The organism is Erythrobacter litoralis HTCC2594, from assembly GCF_000013005.1.
In the GTDB taxonomy this organism is placed as follows: Bacteria; Pseudomonadota; Alphaproteobacteria; order Sphingomonadales; family Sphingomonadaceae; genus Parerythrobacter; species Parerythrobacter litoralis_A.
Map to the genome: position 1 here is coordinate 699355 of NC_007722.1, position 21031 is coordinate 720385.

A 21031-nucleotide genomic window follows, 5' to 3' on the forward strand; every position below is an offset into this window, starting at 1 on the left:
CGGACTTCCGTCCAATTGTGCTGTGCGGCGCGTGTTGCTAGATGCACTCGCATGGGTCGCGTAATCTCCTGAATGTCTGACGGTCCTGCCTTTTCGTTGCCTGCGCGCTCGCGTCAGCAGGCGATCGGGTTGACGCTCGCCGTGCTGATCGCTGGCGCGTGGCTCGGCATCCACGCCTATGCGATGTTCGTTTTCGAGCTGAGTTGGCAGAACCTGCCCTTCGCACTTCTGCTAGCAACGGTGCAAACGTGGCTGTCGGTTGGCGTCTTCATCGTTAGTCATGACGCAATGCACGGCTCGCTGGCACCCGGCAGGCCGACGCTGAATTCGGCGATCGGCGCGTTTCTCTTGGCCCTTTACGCAGGCTTCGGCTGGCGACGAATGCGTGACGCGCATTTTACCCACCACAAGCTGGCGGGCCATGCGGGAGACCCGGATTTCGACGAGCACAATCCGCGCAGTTTCTGGCGCTGGTACGGAACCTTCTTCCGGCGCTATTTCAGCTGGCAATCGATCCTGTTCGTGCATGTCGTTGTCGGCATCTACTGGCTAGTCCTCGACATTCCGATGGTGCAGATCGTCCTGCTCTACGGCGCACCGGCACTGCTTTCATCGCTGCAGCTTTTCTACTTCGGGACCTTTCGTCCACATCGGCGTTCCGAAGAGGGTTTTGCCGACCGGCACAACGCGCGCAGCGATGGCTTCGGCACGTTGGCCAGCCTCGCCACGTGCTTCCATTTCGGCTATCATCTCGAACATCATCGGCGTCCCGACGTGCCGTGGTGGGCCTTGCCCGGCGCGCGAGAAGCGGGGATCGGAATGGAAGCGCAAAACGCATGAGCTGGTGGGCAATCGCCCTGATCGTATTCGGTGCCGTGGTCGGCATGGAGTTTTTTGCCTGGTTTGCCCACAAATACATCATGCACGGCTGGGGCTGGTCCTGGCATCGCGACCATCATGAGCCGCACGACAACACACTGGAAAAGAACGATCTTTTCGCGGTCGTGTTCGGATCCGTAGCGGCGCTGCTTTTTGTTATAGGCGCCCTGTGGTCCGATCCTTTGTGGTGGGCTGCGGTCGGGATCACGCTTTACGGCGTGATTTATACGCTGGTGCACGACGGGCTGGTCCATCAGCGCTACTGGCGCTGGACGCCCAAGCGCGGTTACGCGAAGCGGCTGGTCCAGGCCCACCGGCTGCATCATGCCACGGTAGGCAAGGAGGGCGGGGTGAGTTTCGGCTTCGTTTTCGCGCGCGATCCGGCAAAACTGAAGGCTGAACTCAAGCAGCAGCGCGAACAGGGTCTCGCGGTCGTGCGCGACAGCATGGGCGCCTGAATCGAAAGCGCCGACCCATTGGGCCGGCGCTTTTGTAGATCGGTCTAAGCTGCGATTACCGCGCGTAATTCACGTAAAGGCCGTGGATCAGGCCGGGAATGAAACCGAGCAGCGTGAGGACGAGGTTGAGCAGCGTCGTCGCGCCGAGCCCGTGCTTCATTGCAACGCCGAGCGGCGGCAGCAGGATGGTCGCTATAAGAACAATAATGGCCATGATTTCAAATCCTTCTCTCTCCCCGCCCGTATGCCTGTTAAACGTACGGGAAGCTTCAAAGGTTCCGGTCGGCTCTATTCGTTGCGGGTCACTATCCAGCCCCCGGCGATGATCAGCACCGAAAGCGAGACATAGACCCAGGGCGCCCCGAGGGTAGCCCATGTAAACAGCACGCCCGCTGACATAGCCGCTACCGCCGCCAGTTTGGCCGGGCGGCGTATGATTCTATGGTCGCGCCAGTCGGCGATCTGCGGGCCCCATTGCGGATGCTCCAGAATCTTGCGTTCCCATTCCGGATTGCTGCGCGCGAAGCAGAACACGGCGAGCAGCAGGAAGGGCACCGTCGGCATGATCGGCAGCACCGCGCCGATCGCGCCGAACGCGACGCTGAGGATACCGCCCGCGAGGTAGAGCGGGCGCATGTCAGGCAGCGGCGGCGAGGCGCGCGGCGTGTTCCTTCACCAGCGCGATCATGTTGGGGACGCCCTGCGTGCGGTTGGAGCTGAGCTGGTTCTTGAGGTCGAAGGGCTCGAGTGCGCCGGCGACGTCCATCTGCGCCACTTCGTCGGCCGGCTTGTCCTGCACGGCGGCGATGACGAGTGCGACAATTCCCTTGGTGATGGCGGCATTGCTGTCGGCGAGGAAGTGCAGCGTGTTGCCCTCGCCGGTGGGATAGACCCATACGCTCGCCGAGCAGCCGCGCACCAGCGTCGCATCGGTCTTGAGCGCATCGGGCATCGGATCGAGTTCGCGCCCCAGCTCGATCAGCAGGCGATAGCGTTCGTCGCCTTCGAGAAATTCGTATTCTTCCTGGATATCACTAAGAGACCGCATTGAAACTCCGTTCGCCCTGAGCCGGTGACGCTGTGCGCCGTCTTCGACTCCGAAGGGCCGTCTTTCACTTCTGGCGCCGCGCTAGAAGAAAGTACGATGCTTCGACAAGCTCAGCATGAACGGATGTAGGAAAGGGCGGTCACAAATCCACTCCGTTGGCGATGGCTTCGAGCTTGCGAATGCGTTCCTTGAGGTCGGCGATCTCGATCCGGGCCGCGCCTTCGCCGGCACCGCCTTCGATTTCGATCGGGCCGCGCGTGCGGCGGTTCTCGAGTTCCTGGCGCTTCAACGCGAGCCAGCTGTGCCAGCCGCGCAGCAAGGCCGCGACGACGACGCTGAGGCCGACCAGTGCGGTAATCGCGATGACGAATGTGGGGTCACTCATCTGCATGTTCCTCCAACGGGCCTCCTGAACCCTGGCTTCCTTTCCTCAGCGCTCGTCGCGCAGCTTCTCGATCTCGTCGGCGGTGCGGCGCGCCGGATCGGTGGCGATCCGTTCCAGCACTTTCACCCGTTCGCGCAGTTCGGCGATTTCGCGATCCTTCTCGCCATCGTCGCGTCCGACATAGGTTTCGTTGCCCTGCTTGTCGGCGATTATCCCGGACCGGGCGCGATAGCGCGCGCGCAGGATCTGCGCGACCGAAGCGATCAGCACGATCAGGACAATCCCAGTCCACATGCTCATTGCGTCCGCTCCTTGCTGTCGATCTGTGTGTCGATGTCCTGCAGGTCGCGCAGCTGCTCGATCTGCATGGCAAGCGGGTCGTCCTTCTCGGTGGCAATCCGTTCGAGCACGCGAATGCGATCTTCCAGCGCCTTGTAGGCTTCGTCGCTTACGCGCGTGCGCTTCTTCTCGCGATGCTCCTCGAGCCAACGCTTCTGCCGCATTTGCTGGGCGATAATGCCATTGATCCCAAGCGTGATGATGACGACCACGGTCAAAATGAAGCCGAAAATGAGGATCAGATCGCTATCCATCAGGCGGTTTCCTTATTCGCTTTCGTGGCGTCGTCGTCGCGCAGCGCTTCGATCTGGCTGGCGACGCGAACCGAAGGATCGGTGACGATGCGTTCGAGTACTTCGACGCGGCCCTTCAAGCGGTCTGCCGTGGCAGTGTCCGAAGACGCTGCCTGCGTACGGCGCCGCATGACCAGATAGATCGCGCCGGCGCCCACGGCAGCGGCAACGGCGGCCATCTGCAGCGCATCCATTACCAGAGGTGTGTCGGCTCCGAACATCAGGCGCTCCCTTCCGTCTCGCGGTGCTGGAGCGCCGGCTCGCGCAATTTGTCGATCTCGCTGGTGAGCTGATAGCCGCTGTCGGTGACGATGCGTTCGACATTGGCCAGGCGGTCCTTCATCGAGCCGAGTTCGGCCCGCAATTCGGCGTTTTCCTGCGTCAGCAGCCGCACGCGCTCGGCGGTCTGGCCGTCGGTACTCGGTTTCAGCGACTGCCCCCACATCCCTTCGAGCGGATAGCCGTTCTGGATGCGCAGCTTGGTCGTGTGGACCCAGCCCCACACCCCGGCCGCGCCGATGGCGAGTGCACCGCCGACGATCCACGGCAGGTGGGGGACGATTGCGCTGGCAGCCTGGGCAGCTTCGGGGGTCATGCTTGTTCCTTCTTGTTGAGGTCGAGCGGCACGCCGCTGTCGGTTCCGGTATGGGAGGCGGTGTTGCGGGCGGGGCGATCGCGCAAGGCTTCGATCTCGTCGCTTAGGCGATAACCCTTGTCGGTGACGATGCGTTCGAGATTGACCATCCGGTCCTGCATGGAATCGATCTGCGATTTCAGCTCGGCATTTTCAGCTTTGAGCCGCTTGGTCTCGCCGCTGTCGGTCGGGTCGGTCATGCCGCCCCATTCGTTTTCGAGGCTGTAACCGTGCCTGGCGCGGATCCAGTTGTTGATCAGCCAGCCTGCCGTGCTGATCGCGACCAGCAGGACGACGAAGGTAGGGCCACCCCAATCCATCACGCGCGCTCCTTGTTCGTCATGTCGAGCGGAACACCCATGCCTTCGTCCTCCACGCGCTTCGTGTCGCGCAAGGCTTCGATCTGGGTGGCGACGTCGTAGCCGCGATCGGTGATGATGCGCTCCAGCACCTGGACGCGATCCTCGAGATCCTTGACCTGGCCGACATATTGCGCGGCTTTCTCGCTCGTCGCGTCGGCGGTGGCTTCGATCTTCTGCTTTTCCAGCTTGCTGCGGCTGACGATCCAGATGATGCCGAGCACCATCAGGAACGGTGCGGTCACCGCCATCAGTCCCGTCAATGCTCCGATAAATTCACCCACGTTTTCCTCCCTTCAGCGCCTGGTTCAGCGCAGTTTCTCGATTTCTTCGGCCGTGCGGCGGGCCGGGTCGGTGGCGATGGTTTCGAGCACCGCCATGCGGTCTTCCAGCATTGCCACGGTTTCCTTCAGGCGGGCCTTGTCGTCCGCCAGTTGCGCCTCGCGGTCGCTGCGGCCGTATGTGATCTCCGCCATCTTGCGGCGATGCTTGAGGATGGAGTCGACCGTCCCCCAGATTGCCGGCCCGCCGAAGATGAAGGCGAACATCAAGATGAGAGCCCAGGTTTCCATCGTGCAGTCTCCCCGTGGTCACCCGATCAGCGCAAGCGCTCGATTTCCGAGTTCAGGCGCGGGTTGGAAGAGACGTAGAAGGTCTCGACCTCGGCCAGCCGGCGATCGATGTCGCGGAACTTGCCGCGCACTTCGCGCACTGTGCGCTTGGGGTTCTGGCGCATGCGCTGCCAGTATTTGCTCTCGTCCTGATCGACATAGAGATGCGGCGGCTTCTTGTTCAACAGCAGCCCGGCGATGAAATAGGCCGGCAGCAGGATCGGGGCGATCGTGAACAGCAGGACCAGGAAGCCCAGGCGAACCCACAGCGGATTGACGCCGGTATAATCCGCGATCCCGGAGCAGACGCCCATCAGTTTCGCGTTCTGCTTGTCGCGGTAAAGGGTCGTGCGGGGGGTATTCACGATGCAGCTCCTTTCTTCTCGGCGACCAGCTTTTCGAGTTCCTTGAGCTGGGCGTTGTCTTCTTCCGAATTCTGCACGAGGCGGGCGGGTTTGAAGTCGGCGTGGTCGTGCTGGACCAGCCGCTCGACCGTATCCATCCGCTCGTCGAGGCGCTTGGCGAGATTGTACATTTCCTCCAGCAGCGCTTCGTCGTCGCCGGTGATGGTGGCCGCGGTCTTCCACTTCGTGACATAGTGCAGGATCAACCAGGGAAGCCCGATGAATATGGCCGGGATGATGATGACTTCTTCCATGGGGTCTTAGTCCTCCTGCTTGTCGTCTTTGCCGCCCATTCCGAGGGCGCGTTTCATTTCTTCGAGCTCCTCGTCGACCTTGTCGCTGCCGGCGAGGGCATCGATTTCGTCGGCGAGGCTGGGGGTGCCCGACTGGTCGGAAATCTTCAGGGCTTCGGCGCGTCCTTCGGCATAGTCGACGCGGCGTTCGAGCTGGTCGAAGCGGGTCAGCGCATCGTCGACGCGCTCGTTGGTCATCAGGCTGCGCAGCTTGACGCGATTTTCCGCGCTTTCGAGGCGGGCAGCGATCGCCGTCTGGCGGCTGCGGGCTTCGCGCAGGCGGCCCTGCAGCTTCTGGATGTCCTGCTCGTAAGCGCGCAGCGCATCGTCAAGCACGGCGATTTCCTGCTTGAGCTGGTCGCTCATATCGGCGGCCTTTTTCTTCTCGACGAGGGCGGCGCGGGCGAGATCTTCGCGATCCTTCGACAGCGCGAGCTGCGCCTTCTCGGCCCAGTCGGCCTGCAGCTTGTCGAGCTTGACCGTATGGCGATGCATTTCCTTCTGGTCGGCGATGGTGCGGGCGGCCGAGGCGCGCACTTCGACCAGCGTTTCTTCCATCTCGAGGATGATCATGCGGATCATCTTTTCCGGGTCGTCGGCCTGGTCGAGCATGTCGTTGAAATTGGCGGCAATGATATCGCGGGTACGGCTGAAAATGCCCATGAAGGGTGCTCCTGAGAGAAATTCGTTGACCTTGGCGTTGACCTTGTCCGCGTCGGCCCATTCCGAAGCGGTAAAAGGTTCGCTCTGTTTACCTTGCGTCGGGGTGGGGCTCCGGCGAAGCTTTTCTACTTCGGCTTCGAGCCGGGACAAACCGTCACGGACCCGAGACCCGCCGGCGCTCTTGTCAGAGCGAGGGGACTGGGGGGAGGCGGGCTCCGGTCCGAGGGGGTTGTTCGGCTTGCTCACGCGGCTTCGACCTGCTCGTAAGCGATCGGTGCGGCGAAAGCGGGGGGTGCCTGCAGCTGGGTGCTGAGCGCCACGAAAGCGGTCATTGCGGCGATGCTGGCAAGAGCGGCCTGGCCCAGTTTGGTCTGGAAGAAGCTGCGAGTATACATGGTTGGGTTCCTCCCTGAATTCGATGCCTTCCGGCGTTCGCCCATATCTCTGCAACAGGCGTGCCAAATGGCAGAAACAGGAGAATTCAGCGCTTCTTAATGTTTTTCTCCGGACGGGTGTTGGCGAGTATTGCCAACCCTTGGGAAAAATTCCTATATATCGGGTATGGAGCGCGGGAATCAGTTTGTCGGCCAGTCCACGGCTTTTCTCGACGCGGTCGAACGCGCAAGCCGCGCAGCCCCGATGCAGCGCCCGATCCTTATTATCGGGGAGCGCGGCACAGGCAAGGAACTGATTGCCGAACGTCTGCATCGACTCTCACCACGATGGGGCGAGCCGCTGGTCATCATGAACTGCGCGGCGCTCCCCGAAACCCTTATCGAGGCCGAACTGTTCGGCCACGAAGCGGGCGCTTTTACCGGCGCTACCAGAGCGCGCGAGGGAAGGTTCGAGGAAGCCGACAAGGGCACTCTATTCCTCGACGAACTGGGTACTTTGTCGATGGCCGCACAGGAACGGCTGTTGAGGGCCGTCGAATATGGCGAGGTCACGCGGATCGGCTCGTCGCGCCCGGTCAATGTGGATGTGCGGATCGTCGCCGCCACCAACGAGGACCTGCCCCGACTCGCGGAGGAAGGCACCTTCCGCGCCGACTTGCTCGACCGGCTCAGTTTCGAAGTCATTACCTTGCCGCCCCTGCGCGTGCGCGATGGCGATGTCGGCGTGCTGACGGAATATTTCGGTCGGCGCATGGCGGCCGAGCTCGCCTGGGAAGGCTGGCCGGGTTTTGCGCCGCATGTGCAGAAAGAGCTGGAGGATTATGCCTGGCCCGGCAACGTGCGCGAGCTGCGCAATGTTGTCGAGCGAGCGGTCTATCGCTGGGACAGCTGGGAGGAGCCGATCGGCTATGTCCAGTTCGATCCCTTCGAGAGCCCGTGGAAACCCTTGCCCGGCGAAGCTGCCAAGCGCGACAAGTCGACCGACTTTCGCGACGCCGTCGACCAGACGGCGCGCCCGACGCTGGATCTCGATTGCGACGATCTGCGCGGCGCGGTGGACGAGCATGAGCGGGCGATCATCGAACACGCGCTCGGCAAGCACCGCTGGAACCAGCGCCAGACCGCCAAGGCGCTCGGCTTGACCTACGACCAGCTGCGCCATTGCATCAAGAAGCATGGACTGATGGAAGAGGCGACCAATTCCTAGTTCGCGAAGCCCAGAACGGCCATGAGGCCCCGCTGAACCTCAAGCATGGTTTCCCGGTCGAGCTCGCCGATCTTGCTTTGCAACCGCGATCGGCGCAGCGCAGCAAGCTTCTCAAGCATCGCCCAGCTTTCGACCCTGAGCCCCGTTTCCTCGATAGGTGCCAGTGGCACGCGAAGGTAGGGCGCGTCGACAGCCACCGACGTCAGCGGAATTGCTACGATAGAATCTGCGGTCGGGAAGTAGTCGCTTTGAATGATCAGCCAGGGCCGCGGTTTGCGTGCATAGTCGCCGACATCTGCGCCAACCCAAATCTCGCCGCGTTTCAAGCGCCTTTCGCTTCATCTTCACTAGCTTCAATGTCCACCAGCATTTCACCGATAATTGCATCGATGAGGTCCTGAGCTTCGGCGGTCTCTGCGTGCTGCGAGACTTTGCGGCATTGACCAGCGATTTCTGATCTGATCCTCGGGTCACCCAGATCGGGAAGCCAGAATTGCTTCGGCCTCAACCCTTGCGCCCTCAGCTTTGCACGGTGGCGCGCTACTCTTTGCCTATCGGTGAGGGGATCGTGCTTACCCATAGGGCATTGTTACATGTTACGCTCAGATTTTGCAACGGCGGGATTGCGAGTGCCTGACATTTTGCTTCACTCGGTCTAGGTTTCGTTCACCCGCCCACCTTACAGGAGTAGCTGCACCCAATGTGCAATCTCTACGAGGTCAAAAGCTCGCACACCGAGGTCGCCGATTTCTTCGATGCGATCGCGGAGGATTTCAGCGCCAACACGGCTGAAGAGGTCTATCCGGGCTATCCCTCTCTGGTGGTGGCCGATGGAAAGCTGACGGCGATGATTTGGGGCTTCCCGCTTCAGCGCAAGGGCGCGAAGGGGCAGCCGCTCAAGCCCAAGCCGGTCAACAACACCCGCACCGACAAGGTGAAGAGCTATTTCTGGCGTTTCTCCTTCGAGGAGCGCCGCTGCCTGATCCCGGTCTCGACGTTTGCCGAGGCCGAGGGTCTGAAGGGGAAAATGACCCGCACGTGGTTCTCCATGCCCGACGCGCCGCTGTTCGCGACCGCTGGCATCTGGACCGACACGGACGAATGGGGCGCGGCCTATTCGATGCTGATGACCGAAGCGAACGAACAGGTCGCGCCGGTACACAAGCGGATGCCGGTAATCCTGCCGCGCGAGAGCTGGGATCGGTGGCTTAACGGCACGCCGAGCGAGGCCTATGACCTGTGTGTGCCCTATGCGGGCGATCTCTTGGTGGATCGCACCGACGAACCGTGGTTTCGCCGCAAAAGCTCATAGGCCAGCCTTTCCGCTTGCATCCGTCACGCTGCTTGCCTATCTGCGCCTCATCCCGACATTGTCGTGACACTGAAGGGCTGGCGCCGAGAGGGGCCGGCACCGAACCGCTTTGTCACGGGCAATGCCGCGCAACCGGAGACCCTATGGCCGATTTGGCTCGCCTGACTGCACTGATCGAACCTGAAGCGAAAGCGCTCGGGTTCGAGCTCGTGCGCGTCAAGATGATGCCGAGCGAGGCCGGAGACGGCGGGCAGGCGCTGCAGATCATGGCCGAGGACCCGGCAACGGGCCAGCTCCTGATCGAACAATGCGCCGAGCTCAGCCGCAAGGTCTCCGACGTGATCGATGCCGCCGAGGAATCGGGCGAGGTGCTGATCGAAGGGGCCTATCACCTCGAAGTCAGCTCTCCCGGCATCGACCGCCCGCTGACCCGGCCGAAGGACTTTGCCGACTGGGCCGGTCACGAAGCCAAGGTGAGCCTTGTCGAAAAGATAGACGGCCATCGCAATATGCGTGGTATATTGCTTGGCATAGACGGCGAAACCGTGACGATCGCGGATAACCGCGCGGGCGAGGTTTCTTTCGCCCTGGAACAAATCCACAGCGCCAAGCTGGTCCTCACCGACAAGCTGATCGCTGCGACACAACCCCTCGACGCTGACGGTGCTGAGGAAGTATTAGAAGACAAAGAAGAGAAGGCTGACGACTGATGGCCAGTGCAATTTCCGCCAACAAGGCCGAGCTGCTCGCGATTGCGAATGCGGTCGCTTCGGAAAAGATGATCGACAAGGCGATCGTCATCGAAGCGATGGAAGAAGCGATCCAGAAAAGCGCGCGCAACCGCTACGGCGCAGAGAACGACATTCGCGCAAAGCTCGATCCGCAGACCGGCGATCTGCGCCTGTGGCGTGTCGTCGAAGTGGTCGAGGAAGTCGAAGACTATTTCAAGCAGGTCGATCTGAAATCCGCGCAAAAGCTCGAAGAAGGCGCTGCGATCGGTGACTTCATCGTCGACCCGCTGCCGCCGGTCGATCTCGGCCGTATCGACGCGCAGAGCGCGAAGCAGGTGATCTTCCAGAAGGTCCGCGACGCCGAGCGTGAGCGCCAGTTCGAAGAATTCAAGGACCGCGCCGGCGAAGTCATCACCGGCGTCATCAAGTCGGTCGAGTTCGGCCACGTGATCGTCAATCTCGGCCGTGCCGAGGGCGTGATCCGCCGCGACCAGCAGATCCCGCGTGAAGCCGCGCGTGTCGGCGAGCGTGTCCGCGCGATCATCACCAAGGTCGAGCGCAACAATCGCGGGCCGCAGATCTTCCTCAGCCGCGCGCATCCCGATTTCATGCGCAAGCTGTTCGCGCAGGAAGTGCCCGAAATTTACGACGGCATCATCGAGATCAAGGCCGCCGCCCGCGACCCGGGGAGCCGCGCCAAGATCGGCGTCATCAGCCACGATTCCAGCATTGACCCGGTCGGCGCCTGCGTCGGCATGAAGGGTAGCCGCGTCCAGGCTGTCGTTCAGGAATTGCAGGGCGAGAAGATCGACATCATACCGTGGTCGGAAGATCAGGCCACGTTCATCGTCAACGCGTTGCAGCCGGCGACGGTCAGCCGCGTGGTCCTCGACGAGGACGAGAGCCGGATCGAAGTCGTCGTGCCCGACGACCAGCTCAGCCTCGCCATCGGTCGCCGCGGCCAGAATGTCCGGCTCGCCAGCCAGCTGACCGGCAACCAGATCGACATCATGACCGAGGAAGAGGCGAGCGAGAAGCAGAGCAAGGAATTCGCCGAACGCTCCAAGATGTTCGAGGAAGAGCTCGACGTCGACGAAACGCTCTCGCAGTTGCTTGTCGCCGAAGGTTTCGCCGAGCTGGAAGAGGTCGCCTACGTGGCGATGGAAGAACTCGCCGCGATCGAAGGCTTCGACGAGGAGCTCGCCGAAGAACTCCAGAGCCGCGCGCAGGAAGCGCTCGAGCGTCAGGCCGAGGCCTATCGCAAGGAACGCCGCGAACTGGGCGTCGAAGACGATCTTGCCGAACTGCCCCACCTGTCGGAGCAGATGCTCGTGACGCTGGGCAAAAGCGGTATCAAGACGCTCGACGACCTGGCCGACCTCGCCACCGACGAGCTGATCCAGAAGAAGCGCGAAGCCCCGCGTCGCCGGAACACGGCCGAAGGTCCGCGCATGCGCAGCGATCGTCCGCAGCGCGAGCAGGACAAGGGCGGCGTGCTCGGCGAATACGGTCTGACCGAAGAGCAAGGCAACGAGATCATCATGGCTGCCCGCGCGCACTGGTTCGAGGACGAGGAGAAAGCCCCCGCCGCTTCCGCTCCCGCCGCCGAGCCTGACACTCAGGAGGCCGCCGATGCGGACTCCACCCAATGAGCGCGTAAGCTCCGACATCTCTGACGGCACCAAGGCACGGACACCCAAGTCCGAGCCCGAACGCCGCTGCATCCTCTCCGGAGAGAATGGCGCGCGCCACGCGCTGATCCGGCTGGCGATTTCGCCCGATGGCGACGTGCTGCCCGATGTGCTGGCGCGTGCGCCCGGTCGTGGTGCCTGGATCGGCGTGTCACGCGCAGAACTTGAAGCGGTTATGGGCGCGAAGGGCAAGCTGCGCGGCGCCTTGGCGCGGGCCTTCAAAGGCGCGCCATTAAACGTGCCCGAAACGCTCCCACAATTGATTCAACAGGCGCTTGAGAAGGCGCTGCTCGAGCGGCTGGGCCTCGAAATGCGCTCCGGACATCTTATCTTGGGGTCCGACAGGATTGCCGAACATGCCCGAAGCGGCGCGCTGGAGCTGTTGCTTCACGCGGCCGATGCCAGCGAAGGCGGGGCGCGCAAGCTCGACCAGGCGTGGCGCGTCGGCAAGGACATCGAAGGATCGGGGGCACGCGGAATCCGCTTGCCACTGGACCGGGCGGCTCTCTCTGTGGCATTGGGCCGCGAGAACGTCGTCCATCTGGGCGTGGAGGGTCGAAAGGCCGCCGACCGGGTCGAGCAGACCCTCTCGCGCCTGCTGCACTTTGCGGGACCGCGCGAAAGCGCACCGGATAACGGTGGCAAGGATAGCCTCGCCGCCGCCAAGCGACATGACGATTGATAGGAAGATACGAGTTTTATGAGCGACGACAACGACAAGCCCCGGACCCGCAAACCGCTTGGCCTCAAGCGGAGCGTGGATGCGGGCGAAGTCAAACAGACCTTCAGCCACGGCCGCACCAACAAGGTTGCGGTCGAGGTGAAGCGCAAGCGTAAGCTCCTGAAACCGGGCGAAACGCCGGCACCGGCACCCGAACCGGCGCCCGAACCCGCGCCGGCGCCCGCACCGGCTCCGGCGGCGAAGAAGCCTGCGCCCAAGAAACCCGCGCCTGCTGCCGAAACGCCGCAGGAACGCGTCGCCCGCCTCCAGCGCGAAGCCGAGGAAGAGCGTCTCAAACTGGCGGAAGACGCGCGCAAGCGTGACGACCAGAAGGCCAAACAGAACGCCGACGACGAGAAGAAGCGCCAGGAAGAGAACAAGAAGGCAGAGGAAGAGGCCGAGAAGCAGGCCGCTGCCGAGGCCGAGGCTGCTGCTGCCGCCGAAGCCGCGCCCGAAGAAGATGCCGACGACGGCAGGAAGGCGCCCGTTGCGCGGAAATTCACCCCGGTCGCGCGGCCCGAGCCGAAGCGTCCGGAGAAGAAGAAGGAAGAGAAGAAGCCTGCGCGTGGCGGCGCCAAGGACAAGCGTCGCTCGGGCAAGCTGACGGTCTCCAAGGCGCTCAACGAGGACGAGGGCCGGCGTGCCATGTCGCTCGCCAAGCTCAAGCGTGCGCGCGAAAAGGAACGTCGCCTCAAGGGCGGCGGCTCTTCGGCCCCGCGCGAGAAGCAGGTCCGCGATGTGATCGTGCCCGAAGCCATCACCGTCGGCGAACTCGCCAAGAGGATGGGCGAAAAGGGCGCCGATCTCGTGAAGGAGCTGTTCAATCTCGACATGATGGTCACCGTCAACCAGACCATCGACCAGGACACGGCGGAATTGCTCGTTGAACAGTTCGGGCACAACATCCAGAAGGTCTCCGAGGCGGATGTCGACATCCAGGCCGAGGAAGATGTCGATCCGGAAGAGACGCTGCAGCCGCGTCCGCCGGTCGTCACGATCATGGGCCATGTCGATCACGGCAAGACCAGCCTGCTCGATGCTCTGCGCGGCACCAATGTCACCAAGGGCGAAGCCGGCGGGATTACCCAGCATATCGGCAGCTACCAGGTGAACACCAAATCCGGCGGGAAGGTCACCTTCCTCGATACCCCGGGCCACGCGGCTTTCTCCGAAATGCGCCAGCGCGGTGCCAATGTCACCGATATCGTGGTGCTGGTGGTGGCGGCGGATGACGGCGTGATGCCGCAGACGATCGAAGCCATCAAACACACCAAGGCCGCCGGCGTGCCGATGATCGTCGCGATCAACAAGTGCGACAAGCCGGAAGCCGATCCCGACAATATCCGCAACCGCCTGCTCGAACACGAAATCATCGTCGAGAAGCTGTCGGGCGATGTGCAGGACGTCGAGATCTCGGCGACCAAGAAGACCGGCCTCGACGAATTGCTCGAGAAGATCGAGCTGCAGGCCGAATTGCTCGAGCTCAAGGCGCGTCCCGACCGCATGGCGGAAGCGACCGTCATCGAAGCGCAGCTCGACAAGGGCCGCGGCCCCGTCGCGACCGTGCTCATCACGCGCGGTACGCTCAAGCGTGGCGATACGTTCGTGGTCGGCACGGAAAGCGGCCGCGTGCGTGCGGTCGTCAACGATCAGGGCAAGCAGATCAAGGAAGCCGGACCATCCATGCCGGTCGAGGTCCTCGGCCTCGGCGGTGTGCCGGGTGCGGGCGATCAGCTGACCGTCGTGGAGAACGAACAGCGGGCGCGAGAAGTTGCCGAATATCGCCAGGAAAAGGCGACCGAGAAGCGCACCGCGCTCGCCCCGACCAGCTTCGACACGATGTTCAACAACCTTCAGTCGAACGTCATCGAATGGCCGGTGCTGGTCAAGGCGGATGTGCAGGGCTCGGTCGAAGCGATCGTCACTGCGCTGCACAATATCTCGAACGACGAGATCAAGGTGCGCGTGCTCCATGCAGGCGTGGGCGCCATTACCGAAAGCGACGTGACGCTGGCGGCGGCATCGAACGCGCCGATCATCGGCTTCAACGTGCGCCCCAATGCCAAGGCGCGCGAACTGGTGAAGCGCGACGATGTGCGGATGATGTATTACGATGTCATCTACCACCTGACCGACGAGGTCGCGAAGGAAATGGCCGGCGAGCTTGGTCCGGAGCGGATCGAGACGGTCGTCGGTCGGGCCGACGTCAAGGAAGTCTTCAAGTCCGGCAAGAAGGACAAGGCGGCCGGTCTGCTGGTCACCGATGGCGTTATCCGCAAGGGCCTGTTCGCGCGTCTCACCCGCGACGATGTCATCGTGTCGGCGACAACCATCGCCTCTCTGCGGCGCTTCAAGGACGATGTCGACGAGGTCCGTTCGGGCCTCGAATGCGGCGTCGTGCTGGAAGACACCAACGATATCCAGCCGGGCGACAGCCTCGAGGTCTTCGAAGTCGAGGAGCGCGAGCGGACACTGTGAGTTTTGCCAAAGCATTTGACAGTATGAGTGAGCAAGACATCGCAGAGTTTGCAGTTGCAGCCGTGAATGAAGCACCGGCGTCAGACGCTGCTGATGATTCTTATGCGCTTCAGCATTCGCATTTGGTTCGTGCTTTCGCGCTGGCTGATTTCTCTCAATCGGAGACATTAACTGCCCTAGCTCTTGCAGTTTATGGTTGGATGCCCGGAATCCCGCGCAACCTGATCGACGAAAAGAAACGACCGCGAACAGCGGAGATGTTGTCAAAGTTGCAATGTGGCGATTTGTCTCAATGCTCAGATATGCGTTTCATCAATGGCTCAGTAATCGGGACTTCAAAATTCTTGCATTTTCTGCGTCCAGAAACATTCGCGATCTGGGATACCAACGTAGCAATCGCTTTGGCATACCCCGATAGCTGGAGCGGTGCTGCCAAAGCACCAGTTCATCGGTCTGTTGACAACGAAGACCGCTATCGGAAATACCTTCGTGGATTGAGCCTAGCCCAAAATAGTGAGAACCTGCGTGAACTTGAATTTGCGCTGTTTCGGCTAGGGAAGCGGATGCGGGCCAGAACATCAGGTGCTGATGCCTGAGAATTCTAGCGGACACGCCCTTGGCGCCGCCCACGCCGAGTTGATGGGCGTCGAGTTCGAGAGCTTCGACAAGGACCGCGAAGAAGTCACCTTGCGCTTCCATGCGCCGGACAGCTTCATCACCCCGCGCGGCAGCGTGCAGGGCGGGCTTGTTGCAGGCTTCCTCGACGAAGTGATGGGCTGGGCGCATGTCTGGGCGACGGACCATGTCGAAGCCCCGCTCAACCTCGACATCACCATGACATTGCTCAAACCCGTCCTTGCCGGGCCGCTGGTGGGGAAAGGCCGTGTCGTGAAGCGCGGCCGACGGGTGATATATCTCGAAGGCGAATTGTTCGACGGCGACGGCAGCTTGCTCGCCCGGGCGACCAGCACGGCCATCCCTACCCCGCGACCGGTGGCGGAATAATGCCGCGCTATCTTGCCTTGCTGGGTAGCATCAATGTCGGTGGCAACCGGATCAAGATGATCGACCTCAAGGCGGCGCTCGAAGGGGCCGGGTTCGAGGACGTTGCGACGGTAGCGGCGAGCGGCAATGTCATCTTTGCCGACGAGCGCGATCCGGCGATGCTGGAGATCCGGCTCGAAAGCGTGGTCCAGCAGAGCTTCGGCTTCACATCCTGCGCCATGGTCCGCAGCGCCGAGGAAGTGCGCTATGCGATCGAGGAGAACCCCTTTCACGGCACCGGGCCCGAGCACGGCTCCGACAAGATGGTGCATTCGATCTTCCTCAGTCAGCAGCCCGACACAACCGCCGTCGATGCGCTGATCGAAGAGCACCGCGCCAAAGGTAGCGAGCGGCTCGCGCTGGGTGACCGCGTGCTGTTTCTCGGCTATGTGCATGGTGTCGGCGTGTCGGACCTTTCGAACAAGACACTGGAGCGCAGGCTCAAGGTGAAAGGCACGGCGCGCAACATGACATCGCTCAAACGTATTCTCGGCAAAATGGTGGCCTGATGGCGCGACAGCAATTTACCCCTGAACAACACTCGGTTCGTGTCCTTAAAGTGGCTGAGCGCGTGCGGCATATTCTCAGCGAATTGCTTGCGCGGCAGGAGGTCCATGACGAAACGGTCAGCGCGGCCAACATCGCCGTCACCGAGGTTCGCATGACGCCCGACCTGCGCAACGCGACCGCCTATGTGAAGCCGCTGCTGGGCAAGGAGGAGGACGAGATCGTCTCCGCGTTGCGGCAGAATACGGCCTACCTGCAGAAGGAAGTCGCCAAGCGGCTCGGCCTCAAATTCGCGCCCAAGCTCATGTTCCGGCCCGACGAAAGCTTCGACGAGGCCGACCGGATCGAGAAATTGTTGCGAGACCCGAAGGTCGCGCGCGATCTGGGCGACGAGGAAGAGTAGCGCGCCGCACTCGCTTTGTTGCTAGGCTCTTCGCAAGGAAGAGGAGAGCCATGACCGATCAACGCGTCCGAACCGATAATCCCGCAAATGGCGTCGCCCGCCTCACCCTGACGCGCGCCGACAAGGCCAATGCGCAGGACAAGGCGATGCTGTACCAGCTCGACGATGCGCTGACCGCAGCGGCGCAGAATGACGATGTGCGCTGCATCGTCCTGGCGGCGGAAGGCGAGCACTTCTCCTCCGGTCACGACCTGCGCGACGACAGCTCGCTCGCAGACTTCGAACCGCGCAGCCAGTGGAGCGGCTTCGATGCATCGGGGCAGGAAGGCCAGATGGCCGCCGAGCACGAGATCTATCTCGGCCTGTGCTGGCGCTGGCGCAACCTGCCCAAGCCGGTGGTGGTGCAGGTGCAGGGCCTGTGCATGGCAGGCGGGCTGATGCTGGTCTGGCCCTTCGACATCGTGATCGCGAGCGAGGATGCGGTGTTCTCCGATCCGACGGTGGCGTTCGGCGTCAACGGGGTCGAATATTTCGCGCATGTCTGGGAGCTCGGCCACCGCAAGGCGCGCGAACTGCTCTACACCGGCGCGGACCTGAGCGCCGAGGATGCGCGGACGCTTGGCATGGTCAACCACGTCGTGCCGCGCGACGAGTTGGATAGCTTTACACTGACGATGGCCGAGCGGATCGCGAAGCGTCCGATGATCGGGCTGCGGCTGGCCAAGCTGGCCTGCAACCAGAGCCTCGATGCGCAGGGCTATGGGACGGCTATCCATGGCGTGATGGGTTGGCAGCAGGTCGGCCACGCGCAGGCGCGGCTGGTGCACGGGTTGCCGGTCGATCCGGCGGGCGCGGAGATTATCCGCTCGGATCGCAAGCGATAGGTGCTTGTCGGCTCTCGCGCTGGCTGCGATGACTGGCGCGAGAGGAGACCCGCATGACCGAAGCCCTGCGTACCCCAGACGAAGCCTTCGCCGAAGTCCCCGACTACCCCTTCGCGCCGCATTACGTCGACGACCTGCCCGGCTATGAGGGCCTGCGCGTCCACTATATCGACGAGCCAGGTGCCGAAGATGGGCCGGAGGCTGGCAAAACCTTTCTATGCCTCCATGGCCAGCCGAGCTGGTCCTTCCTCTACCGCAAGATGATCCCGGTCTTCACCGCCGCCGGGGGGAGGGCGGTCGCGCCCGACCTGCTCGGCTTCGGGAAGTCCGACAAACCTGTCGACGACGAAACCTATACCTACAATTTCCATCGCGGCATGCTGATAGCCTTCATCGAGAAGCTGGACCTCACCAGCATCACACTCGTCTGCCAGGACTGGGGCGGCATCCTCGGCCTCGGGATCGTGCCCGACATGGCCGATCGCTTCGAACGGCTGATCGTGATGAACACCGCTATTCCCATCGGCGAATCGCCGGGGCCGGGTTTCGAGGCGTGGAAGGCCTTCAATCGCAGTCAGCCCAACATGGATGTCGCGGGGCTGTTCAAGCGCGGCACACCCGACCTGACCGACGCAGAAGCGGCGGCCTACGGCGCTCCGTTCCCCGACCAGCGCTACAAGGCGGGGGTGCGTCGCTTCCCCGAGCTGGTGCCGGTTAGCCCCGAGATGCAGGGCGTCGAGGAAGGCAAGCGTGCACGCGAATTCTGGGCCAACGAATGGAGCGGCAAGAGCTTCATGGCCATCGGCATGCAGGACCCGGTGCTGGGTCCGCCCGCGATGCGCGGGCTGCAGAAGCAGATCCGTGGCTGCCCCGATCCGATGGAAGTGCCCGATGGCGGGCATTTCGTGCAGGAAAAAGGCGAAGGGATTGCGCGCGCTGCGCTGGAAAGCTTCGCCGCTTAGGCGACCGGGCGGAGCCTGGCTTTTAGCCTGATCGTCACGGTCTTGCCCACGATCAGCGAATAGGCCGTCATCCCGAAGTCGCGGCGATCGATCCGGGTCTCACCGGTGAGGGTAAGCGGCTGCCCTGGTGCGACCGTTCCGGGCGGTGTGTCGAATGCCACCTGCAGGGTCACGGGCTGCGATACTCCGCGGGCGGTCAGCGTCCCTTCCACGGTGCCGCTGCGCGCATCGCGCAGCACCATGCGCCGACCCTTGAAACGCACCGTCGGATATTTCTCGACCCAGAAGAACTTTTCGCCGCGAAGGCGCTCGCGGGTCAGGTTATCGGGCGCAGTCAGCGCGCGCGCGTTCAGCCGGACGTCGAGATCGATCCGGCGCGGGTCGTCGGGTGACAGGCGGATGGTACCTGCAAGGTCCGGAAAGCCGGCGGTTTTGCTGCCGAAGCCGAGGAAGGGCACCTTCGCGGAAACCGAGCTCGCCGCAGCATCGACGGCATAGGTAGTCCCGGCGGGCGACGCTGCACCGAGCAGTACCGCACAGAGGCTGGCGAGGAAGGCGCGACCCGTGAGCATGATGATCCTACGGGCCGCGCCTCATCGGGTTCCTCAATTCGGGGCCGCCGTCGGCAAGACGCTCGGCAGGGCATAGCCGACCGGCGCGTCCGGTCCGAGCGGGAAGCCGAGATAGAACCACAGCACGATCAGCACCGTGCCCGAAATGAGCAGCCAGATCGAATAGGGCAGCATCATCGCGGTCAGGCTGCCGAGCCCGAAATCCTTCTGCCAGCGTTGCGCGAAGACGAGGATCAGCGGGAAGTACACCATCAGCGGCGTGATGATATTGGTCGCGCTGTCGCCGACGCGATAGGCGGCGGTCGCGCCTTCCGGGCTGATCCCGAGTAGCATCAACATGGGCACGAGGATGGGCGCAAGCAGCGCCCATTTGGCGCTCGCCGAACCCACGAACAGGTTGAGCAGTGCCGCAAACAACACCATCAAACCGAGCACCAGCGGCAGCGGCAGGCCCGTCGCCTGGATCGCGTCCGCCCCGTGGACGGCGGTGATGAGGCCGAGATTGGACCAGTTGAACATCTCGACGAAATGCGCGGCGGCGAAAGCGAGGACGAGGTAATAGCCCATGTCCTTCATGCTCTCCGCCATCATGGTGACGAGATCGCGGTGGTTCTCGATCGAGCCGGTGGCGCGGCCATAGGCCCAGCCCGCCAGCAGGAAGAGCACGAAGAAGGCGGCAACCAGCGACTGGTAGAGCGGGCGCAGCTCTGTGTGGATCGAGCAATCGGGCACTGCGGCGCCGGTCTCCGTCAGACAGGCCGCCTCGTCCACCAGCGGCGTGCCCGGCGCGAACACCATAGCCGTCCACAGGCCGACCACGAACAGCGCGGCCAGCCCGGCATTGCGCAGGCCCTTGGCGGCAAGCGGACCGGTCTCCTCGCTCGGATCGGGGCTGAGGCCATCTTCGTCGGCACCGGCCTTGGCACCGCCGGTCCACGCGCCGAGGCGCGGCTCGATAATCTTGTCGGTGACGAACCAGATGATCGGCAGGAAAATCACGGTCATGGCACTGATGAAATACCAGTTGCCGGCGATATTCGCGGTCCAGGCGGGGTCGAGCGCGCTGGCGCCGACGGCTTCCTCGGTGATGCCGAAGAGCAGGGCGTCGAGCTGGCCGGGGGAGATATTGGCCGAGAAGCCGCCGGAAACGCCCGCGAAAGCGGCAGCGATGCCAGCCAGCGGATGACGCCCGGCGGCGGCAAACAGAATGCCTGCCAGCGGGATCAGCACGACGTAACCCGCATCGGCCGCGTGGTTGCCGAGCATGGCCACCAGCGCCACGGCAGGCGTCAGCAGCGCCTTGGGCGCGCCCTTGACCGCGGCCGACATGCCTGCGGCAAAGAAGCCGGAGCGTTCGGCCACACCTGCGCCCAGCATCACCACCAGCACGTATCCCAGCGGGTGGAAATGGGTGAAGGTCTCGGGCATCTCGACCCACAGCCGCTGGATGTTTTCGGCTGAAAGCAGGCTGACCGCTTCGATCACCATCGCGCCGCCGGTCGTCTCGTCGACCTCGGTCGGATGCAGCGCGGAAACACCGGTCAGCGCGCTTATCACCGAGATCACGACCAGCGCGAGGATCAGGTAGAAGAAGATGAAAACCGGATCGGGCAACCGGTTGCCGGTTTTCTCGACCCAGCCGAGAAATCCGCTTCGCGAAGCTGCTACAGCACCATCGGACATGATTGGAAGGACCCCCTGATTGAAGCAATTTGTTGTGGACTAGCATTGCCAAAGGGTCCTGTCGCCCCGGTGAAT

The 21031-nt window shown here is 62.9% G+C and carries 33 protein-coding genes; 14 read left to right on the forward strand and 19 right to left on the reverse strand.

Translation table 11 applies throughout. The features are described 5' to 3' along the window. Nucleotides 1–72: 72 nt before the first annotated feature. Both EL2594_RS03285 and EL2594_RS03290 read left to right on the forward strand, forming a co-directional pair. Nucleotides 73–840, forward strand: coding sequence for a fatty acid desaturase (locus EL2594_RS03285; protein WP_011413632.1), 768 nt, complete (start codon nt 73–75; stop codon nt 838–840). Then, entirely contained in the window at nt 837–1337 is a 501-nt protein-coding gene (locus EL2594_RS03290) for a sterol desaturase family protein (RefSeq protein WP_011413633.1), read from the forward strand. The genes EL2594_RS03285 and EL2594_RS03290 overlap by 4 nt, the downstream gene beginning before the upstream one ends. Before the next feature lie 55 nt (nt 1338–1392). On the opposite strand, the gene EL2594_RS15060 is transcribed toward EL2594_RS03290, so the two are convergent. From EL2594_RS15060 to EL2594_RS15445, 15 genes are all read right to left on the reverse strand, one after another. After that, nucleotides 1393–1551 (reverse strand): YqaE/Pmp3 family membrane protein, encoded by a 159-nt coding sequence (locus EL2594_RS15060; protein WP_011413634.1) that lies wholly within the window; start codon nt 1549–1551, stop codon nt 1393–1395. Nucleotides 1552–1625: 74 nt separating this feature from the next. After that, nucleotides 1626–1973, reverse strand: a complete 348-nt coding sequence (locus EL2594_RS03300; RefSeq protein ID WP_011413635.1) for a YbaN family protein — start codon at nt 1971–1973, stop codon at nt 1626–1628. Between the two features lies 1 nt (nt 1974). Continuing rightward, nucleotides 1975–2385, reverse strand: coding sequence for a SufE family protein (locus EL2594_RS03305; RefSeq protein WP_011413636.1), 411 nt, complete (start codon nt 2383–2385; stop codon nt 1975–1977). Nucleotides 2386–2524: 139 nt separating this feature from the next. Continuing rightward, the gene (locus EL2594_RS03310) at nt 2525–2770 is read right to left on the reverse strand and encodes a hypothetical protein (protein ID WP_041685627.1); all 246 of its coding nucleotides are present in this window, start codon (nt 2768–2770) and stop codon (nt 2525–2527) included. A gap of 45 nt (nt 2771–2815) precedes the next feature. Beyond that, nucleotides 2816–3070: a hypothetical protein gene (locus EL2594_RS03315; RefSeq protein ID WP_011413638.1), complete on the reverse strand. Its 255-nt coding sequence runs from the start codon at nt 3068–3070 to the stop codon at nt 2816–2818. Beyond that, on the reverse strand, nt 3067–3363 hold the full coding sequence (locus EL2594_RS03320) for a hypothetical protein (protein ID WP_011413639.1): 297 nt from the start codon (nt 3361–3363) through the stop codon (nt 3067–3069). The genes EL2594_RS03315 and EL2594_RS03320 overlap by 4 nt, the downstream gene beginning before the upstream one ends. Beyond that, nucleotides 3363–3623 carry a hypothetical protein gene (locus EL2594_RS03325; RefSeq protein ID WP_011413640.1) on the reverse strand — a complete coding sequence of 87 codons (261 nt, stop codon included), beginning with the start codon at nt 3621–3623 and terminating at the stop codon, nt 3363–3365. The genes EL2594_RS03320 and EL2594_RS03325 overlap by 1 nt, the downstream gene beginning before the upstream one ends. Continuing rightward, the gene (locus EL2594_RS03330) at nt 3623–3997 is read right to left on the reverse strand and encodes a hypothetical protein (RefSeq protein ID WP_011413641.1); all 375 of its coding nucleotides are present in this window, start codon (nt 3995–3997) and stop codon (nt 3623–3625) included. Before EL2594_RS03330 ends, EL2594_RS03325 begins: the two co-directional genes overlap by 1 nt. Continuing rightward, a complete protein-coding gene (locus tag EL2594_RS03335) occupies nt 3994–4356 on the reverse strand; it encodes a hypothetical protein (RefSeq protein WP_011413642.1) in 363 nt (120 codons plus the stop codon). Before EL2594_RS03335 ends, EL2594_RS03330 begins: the two co-directional genes overlap by 4 nt. After that, nucleotides 4356–4646, reverse strand: a complete 291-nt coding sequence (locus tag EL2594_RS03340; RefSeq protein WP_011413643.1) for a hypothetical protein — start codon at nt 4644–4646, stop codon at nt 4356–4358. The genes EL2594_RS03335 and EL2594_RS03340 overlap by 1 nt, the downstream gene beginning before the upstream one ends. Before the next feature lie 57 nt (nt 4647–4703). After that, complete coding sequence (locus EL2594_RS03345) at nt 4704–4967, reverse strand: hypothetical protein (RefSeq protein ID WP_011413644.1); 264 nt, start codon at nt 4965–4967, stop codon at nt 4704–4706. Nucleotides 4968–4993: 26 nt separating this feature from the next. Beyond that, entirely contained in the window at nt 4994–5371 is a 378-nt protein-coding gene (gene pspC / locus EL2594_RS03350; RefSeq protein ID WP_011413645.1) for an envelope stress response membrane protein PspC, read from the reverse strand. Beyond that, nucleotides 5368–5664 (reverse strand): envelope stress response membrane protein PspB, encoded by a 297-nt coding sequence (gene pspB, locus EL2594_RS03355; protein WP_011413646.1) that lies wholly within the window; start codon nt 5662–5664, stop codon nt 5368–5370. Before pspB ends, pspC begins: the two co-directional genes overlap by 4 nt. Before the next feature lie 6 nt (nt 5665–5670). Further along, nucleotides 5671–6516: a phage shock protein PspA gene (pspA, locus tag EL2594_RS03360; protein WP_011413647.1), complete on the reverse strand. Its 846-nt coding sequence runs from the start codon at nt 6514–6516 to the stop codon at nt 5671–5673. A gap of 92 nt (nt 6517–6608) precedes the next feature. Beyond that, nucleotides 6609–6761: a hypothetical protein gene (locus EL2594_RS15445; RefSeq protein WP_011413648.1), complete on the reverse strand. Its 153-nt coding sequence runs from the start codon at nt 6759–6761 to the stop codon at nt 6609–6611. 166 nt (nt 6762–6927) lie between these two features. On the opposite strand from EL2594_RS15445, the gene pspF reads away from it, so the two are divergent. Next, complete coding sequence (gene pspF / locus EL2594_RS03365; protein ID WP_011413649.1) at nt 6928–7968, forward strand: phage shock protein operon transcriptional activator; 1041 nt, start codon at nt 6928–6930, stop codon at nt 7966–7968. Here the strand turns inward: pspF and EL2594_RS03370 are convergent. Both EL2594_RS03370 and EL2594_RS03375 read right to left on the reverse strand, forming a co-directional pair. Further along, a complete protein-coding gene (locus EL2594_RS03370) occupies nt 7965–8294 on the reverse strand; it encodes a type II toxin-antitoxin system PemK/MazF family toxin (protein ID WP_011413650.1) in 330 nt (109 codons plus the stop codon). The two genes, pspF and EL2594_RS03370, sit on opposite strands and share 4 nt — an antisense overlap. After that, nucleotides 8291–8548 carry an antitoxin MazE family protein gene (locus EL2594_RS03375; RefSeq protein ID WP_011413651.1) on the reverse strand — a complete coding sequence of 86 codons (258 nt, stop codon included), beginning with the start codon at nt 8546–8548 and terminating at the stop codon, nt 8291–8293. Before EL2594_RS03375 ends, EL2594_RS03370 begins: the two co-directional genes overlap by 4 nt. Before the next feature lie 120 nt (nt 8549–8668). Between EL2594_RS03375 and EL2594_RS03380 the strand changes: the two genes are divergently transcribed. The 11 genes from EL2594_RS03380 to EL2594_RS03425 all read left to right on the forward strand — a co-directional run bounded on the left by EL2594_RS03380 (nt 8669) and on the right by EL2594_RS03425 (nt 18701). After that, on the forward strand, nt 8669–9280 hold the full coding sequence (locus EL2594_RS03380; RefSeq protein ID WP_011413652.1) for an SOS response-associated peptidase: 612 nt from the start codon (nt 8669–8671) through the stop codon (nt 9278–9280). Nucleotides 9281–9423: 143 nt separating this feature from the next. Continuing rightward, nucleotides 9424–9990 carry a ribosome maturation protein RimP gene (gene rimP / locus EL2594_RS03385; RefSeq protein ID WP_011413653.1) on the forward strand — a complete coding sequence of 189 codons (567 nt, stop codon included), beginning with the start codon at nt 9424–9426 and terminating at the stop codon, nt 9988–9990. After that, nucleotides 9990–11663, forward strand: coding sequence for a transcription termination factor NusA (gene nusA, locus EL2594_RS03390; protein WP_011413655.1), 1674 nt, complete (start codon nt 9990–9992; stop codon nt 11661–11663). The genes rimP and nusA overlap by 1 nt, the downstream gene beginning before the upstream one ends. Beyond that, nucleotides 11644–12384, forward strand: a complete 741-nt coding sequence (locus tag EL2594_RS03395) for a DUF448 domain-containing protein (protein WP_011413656.1) — start codon at nt 11644–11646, stop codon at nt 12382–12384. The genes nusA and EL2594_RS03395 overlap by 20 nt, the downstream gene beginning before the upstream one ends. 18 nt (nt 12385–12402) lie before the next feature. Then, on the forward strand, nt 12403–14901 hold the full coding sequence (infB, locus tag EL2594_RS03400) for a translation initiation factor IF-2 (protein WP_011413657.1): 2499 nt from the start codon (nt 12403–12405) through the stop codon (nt 14899–14901). Between the two features lie 23 nt (nt 14902–14924). Continuing rightward, nucleotides 14925–15497, forward strand: coding sequence for a hypothetical protein (locus tag EL2594_RS15295; protein ID WP_155805953.1), 573 nt, complete (start codon nt 14925–14927; stop codon nt 15495–15497). After that, nucleotides 15490–15906, forward strand: coding sequence for a PaaI family thioesterase (locus tag EL2594_RS03405; protein ID WP_041685631.1), 417 nt, complete (start codon nt 15490–15492; stop codon nt 15904–15906). The genes EL2594_RS15295 and EL2594_RS03405 overlap by 8 nt, the downstream gene beginning before the upstream one ends. After that, nucleotides 15906–16454, forward strand: a complete 549-nt coding sequence (locus EL2594_RS03410; RefSeq protein ID WP_011413660.1) for a DUF1697 domain-containing protein — start codon at nt 15906–15908, stop codon at nt 16452–16454. Before EL2594_RS03405 ends, EL2594_RS03410 begins: the two co-directional genes overlap by 1 nt. After that, nucleotides 16454–16855 (forward strand): 30S ribosome-binding factor RbfA, encoded by a 402-nt coding sequence (rbfA, locus tag EL2594_RS03415; RefSeq protein WP_041685036.1) that lies wholly within the window; start codon nt 16454–16456, stop codon nt 16853–16855. Before EL2594_RS03410 ends, rbfA begins: the two co-directional genes overlap by 1 nt. Before the next feature lie 50 nt (nt 16856–16905). Next, complete coding sequence (locus tag EL2594_RS03420; RefSeq protein ID WP_011413662.1) at nt 16906–17739, forward strand: enoyl-CoA hydratase; 834 nt, start codon at nt 16906–16908, stop codon at nt 17737–17739. Between the two features lie 53 nt (nt 17740–17792). Beyond that, nucleotides 17793–18701 carry a haloalkane dehalogenase gene (locus EL2594_RS03425; protein WP_011413663.1) on the forward strand — a complete coding sequence of 303 codons (909 nt, stop codon included), beginning with the start codon at nt 17793–17795 and terminating at the stop codon, nt 18699–18701. Here EL2594_RS03425 and EL2594_RS03430 read toward each other — a convergent pair. After that, complete coding sequence (locus EL2594_RS03430) at nt 18698–19273, reverse strand: YceI family protein (protein ID WP_011413664.1); 576 nt, start codon at nt 19271–19273, stop codon at nt 18698–18700. The two genes, EL2594_RS03425 and EL2594_RS03430, sit on opposite strands and share 4 nt — an antisense overlap. A 33-nt stretch (nt 19274–19306) precedes the next feature. Then, nucleotides 19307–20956: an AbgT family transporter gene (locus EL2594_RS03435; RefSeq protein ID WP_011413665.1), complete on the reverse strand. Its 1650-nt coding sequence runs from the start codon at nt 20954–20956 to the stop codon at nt 19307–19309. Nucleotides 20957–21031: the final 75 nt, after the last annotated feature.

Bases quoted from the DNA above. Each gene is read 5' to 3' on its own strand.
- EL2594_RS03315 (WP_011413638.1), bottom strand. From the start codon at position 3,070: ATGAGCATGTGGACTGGGATTGTCCTGATCGTGCTGATCGCTTCGGTC.
- EL2594_RS03340 (WP_011413643.1), bottom strand. From the start codon at position 4,646: ATGGCGGTGACCGCACCGTTCCTGATGGTGCTCGGCATCATCTGGATC.
- EL2594_RS03300 (WP_011413635.1), bottom strand. From the start codon at position 1,973: ATGCGCCCGCTCTACCTCGCGGGCGGTATCCTCAGCGTCGCGTTCGGC.
- nusA (WP_011413655.1), top strand. From the start codon at position 9,990: ATGGCCAGTGCAATTTCCGCCAACAAGGCCGAGCTGCTCGCGATTGCG.
- EL2594_RS15295 (WP_155805953.1), top strand. From the start codon at position 14,925: ATGAGTGAGCAAGACATCGCAGAGTTTGCAGTTGCAGCCGTGAATGAA.
- pspF (WP_011413649.1), top strand. From the start codon at position 6,928: ATGGAGCGCGGGAATCAGTTTGTCGGCCAGTCCACGGCTTTTCTCGAC.
- EL2594_RS03305 (WP_011413636.1), bottom strand. From the start codon at position 2,385: ATGCGGTCTCTTAGTGATATCCAGGAAGAATACGAATTTCTCGAAGGC.
- rbfA (WP_041685036.1), top strand. From the start codon at position 16,454: ATGGCGCGACAGCAATTTACCCCTGAACAACACTCGGTTCGTGTCCTT.
- EL2594_RS03325 (WP_011413640.1), bottom strand. From the start codon at position 3,623: ATGTTCGGAGCCGACACACCTCTGGTAATGGATGCGCTGCAGATGGCC.
- EL2594_RS03430 (WP_011413664.1), bottom strand. From the start codon at position 19,273: ATGCTCACGGGTCGCGCCTTCCTCGCCAGCCTCTGTGCGGTACTGCTC.
- EL2594_RS03395 (WP_011413656.1), top strand. From the start codon at position 11,644: ATGCGGACTCCACCCAATGAGCGCGTAAGCTCCGACATCTCTGACGGC.
- EL2594_RS15060 (WP_011413634.1), bottom strand. From the start codon at position 1,551: ATGGCCATTATTGTTCTTATAGCGACCATCCTGCTGCCGCCGCTCGGC.
- EL2594_RS03345 (WP_011413644.1), bottom strand. From the start codon at position 4,967: ATGGAAACCTGGGCTCTCATCTTGATGTTCGCCTTCATCTTCGGCGGG.
- EL2594_RS03310 (WP_041685627.1), bottom strand. From the start codon at position 2,770: ATGAGTGACCCCACATTCGTCATCGCGATTACCGCACTGGTCGGCCTC.
- infB (WP_011413657.1), top strand. From the start codon at position 12,403: ATGAGCGACGACAACGACAAGCCCCGGACCCGCAAACCGCTTGGCCTC.
- EL2594_RS03405 (WP_041685631.1), top strand. From the start codon at position 15,490: ATGCCTGAGAATTCTAGCGGACACGCCCTTGGCGCCGCCCACGCCGAG.
- EL2594_RS03375 (WP_011413651.1), bottom strand. From the start codon at position 8,548: ATGGGTAAGCACGATCCCCTCACCGATAGGCAAAGAGTAGCGCGCCAC.
- EL2594_RS03290 (WP_011413633.1), top strand. From the start codon at position 837: ATGAGCTGGTGGGCAATCGCCCTGATCGTATTCGGTGCCGTGGTCGGC.
- EL2594_RS03420 (WP_011413662.1), top strand. From the start codon at position 16,906: ATGACCGATCAACGCGTCCGAACCGATAATCCCGCAAATGGCGTCGCC.
- pspB (WP_011413646.1), bottom strand. From the start codon at position 5,664: ATGGAAGAAGTCATCATCATCCCGGCCATATTCATCGGGCTTCCCTGG.
- EL2594_RS03410 (WP_011413660.1), top strand. From the start codon at position 15,906: ATGCCGCGCTATCTTGCCTTGCTGGGTAGCATCAATGTCGGTGGCAAC.
- EL2594_RS03330 (WP_011413641.1), bottom strand. From the start codon at position 3,997: ATGACCCCCGAAGCTGCCCAGGCTGCCAGCGCAATCGTCCCCCACCTG.
- EL2594_RS03435 (WP_011413665.1), bottom strand. From the start codon at position 20,956: ATGTCCGATGGTGCTGTAGCAGCTTCGCGAAGCGGATTTCTCGGCTGG.
- rimP (WP_011413653.1), top strand. From the start codon at position 9,424: ATGGCCGATTTGGCTCGCCTGACTGCACTGATCGAACCTGAAGCGAAA.
- EL2594_RS03425 (WP_011413663.1), top strand. From the start codon at position 17,793: ATGACCGAAGCCCTGCGTACCCCAGACGAAGCCTTCGCCGAAGTCCCC.
- EL2594_RS03285 (WP_011413632.1), top strand. From the start codon at position 73: ATGTCTGACGGTCCTGCCTTTTCGTTGCCTGCGCGCTCGCGTCAGCAG.
- EL2594_RS03335 (WP_011413642.1), bottom strand. From the start codon at position 4,356: ATGGATTGGGGTGGCCCTACCTTCGTCGTCCTGCTGGTCGCGATCAGC.
- EL2594_RS03320 (WP_011413639.1), bottom strand. From the start codon at position 3,363: ATGGATAGCGATCTGATCCTCATTTTCGGCTTCATTTTGACCGTGGTC.
- EL2594_RS15445 (WP_011413648.1), bottom strand. From the start codon at position 6,761: ATGTATACTCGCAGCTTCTTCCAGACCAAACTGGGCCAGGCCGCTCTT.
- EL2594_RS03380 (WP_011413652.1), top strand. From the start codon at position 8,669: ATGTGCAATCTCTACGAGGTCAAAAGCTCGCACACCGAGGTCGCCGAT.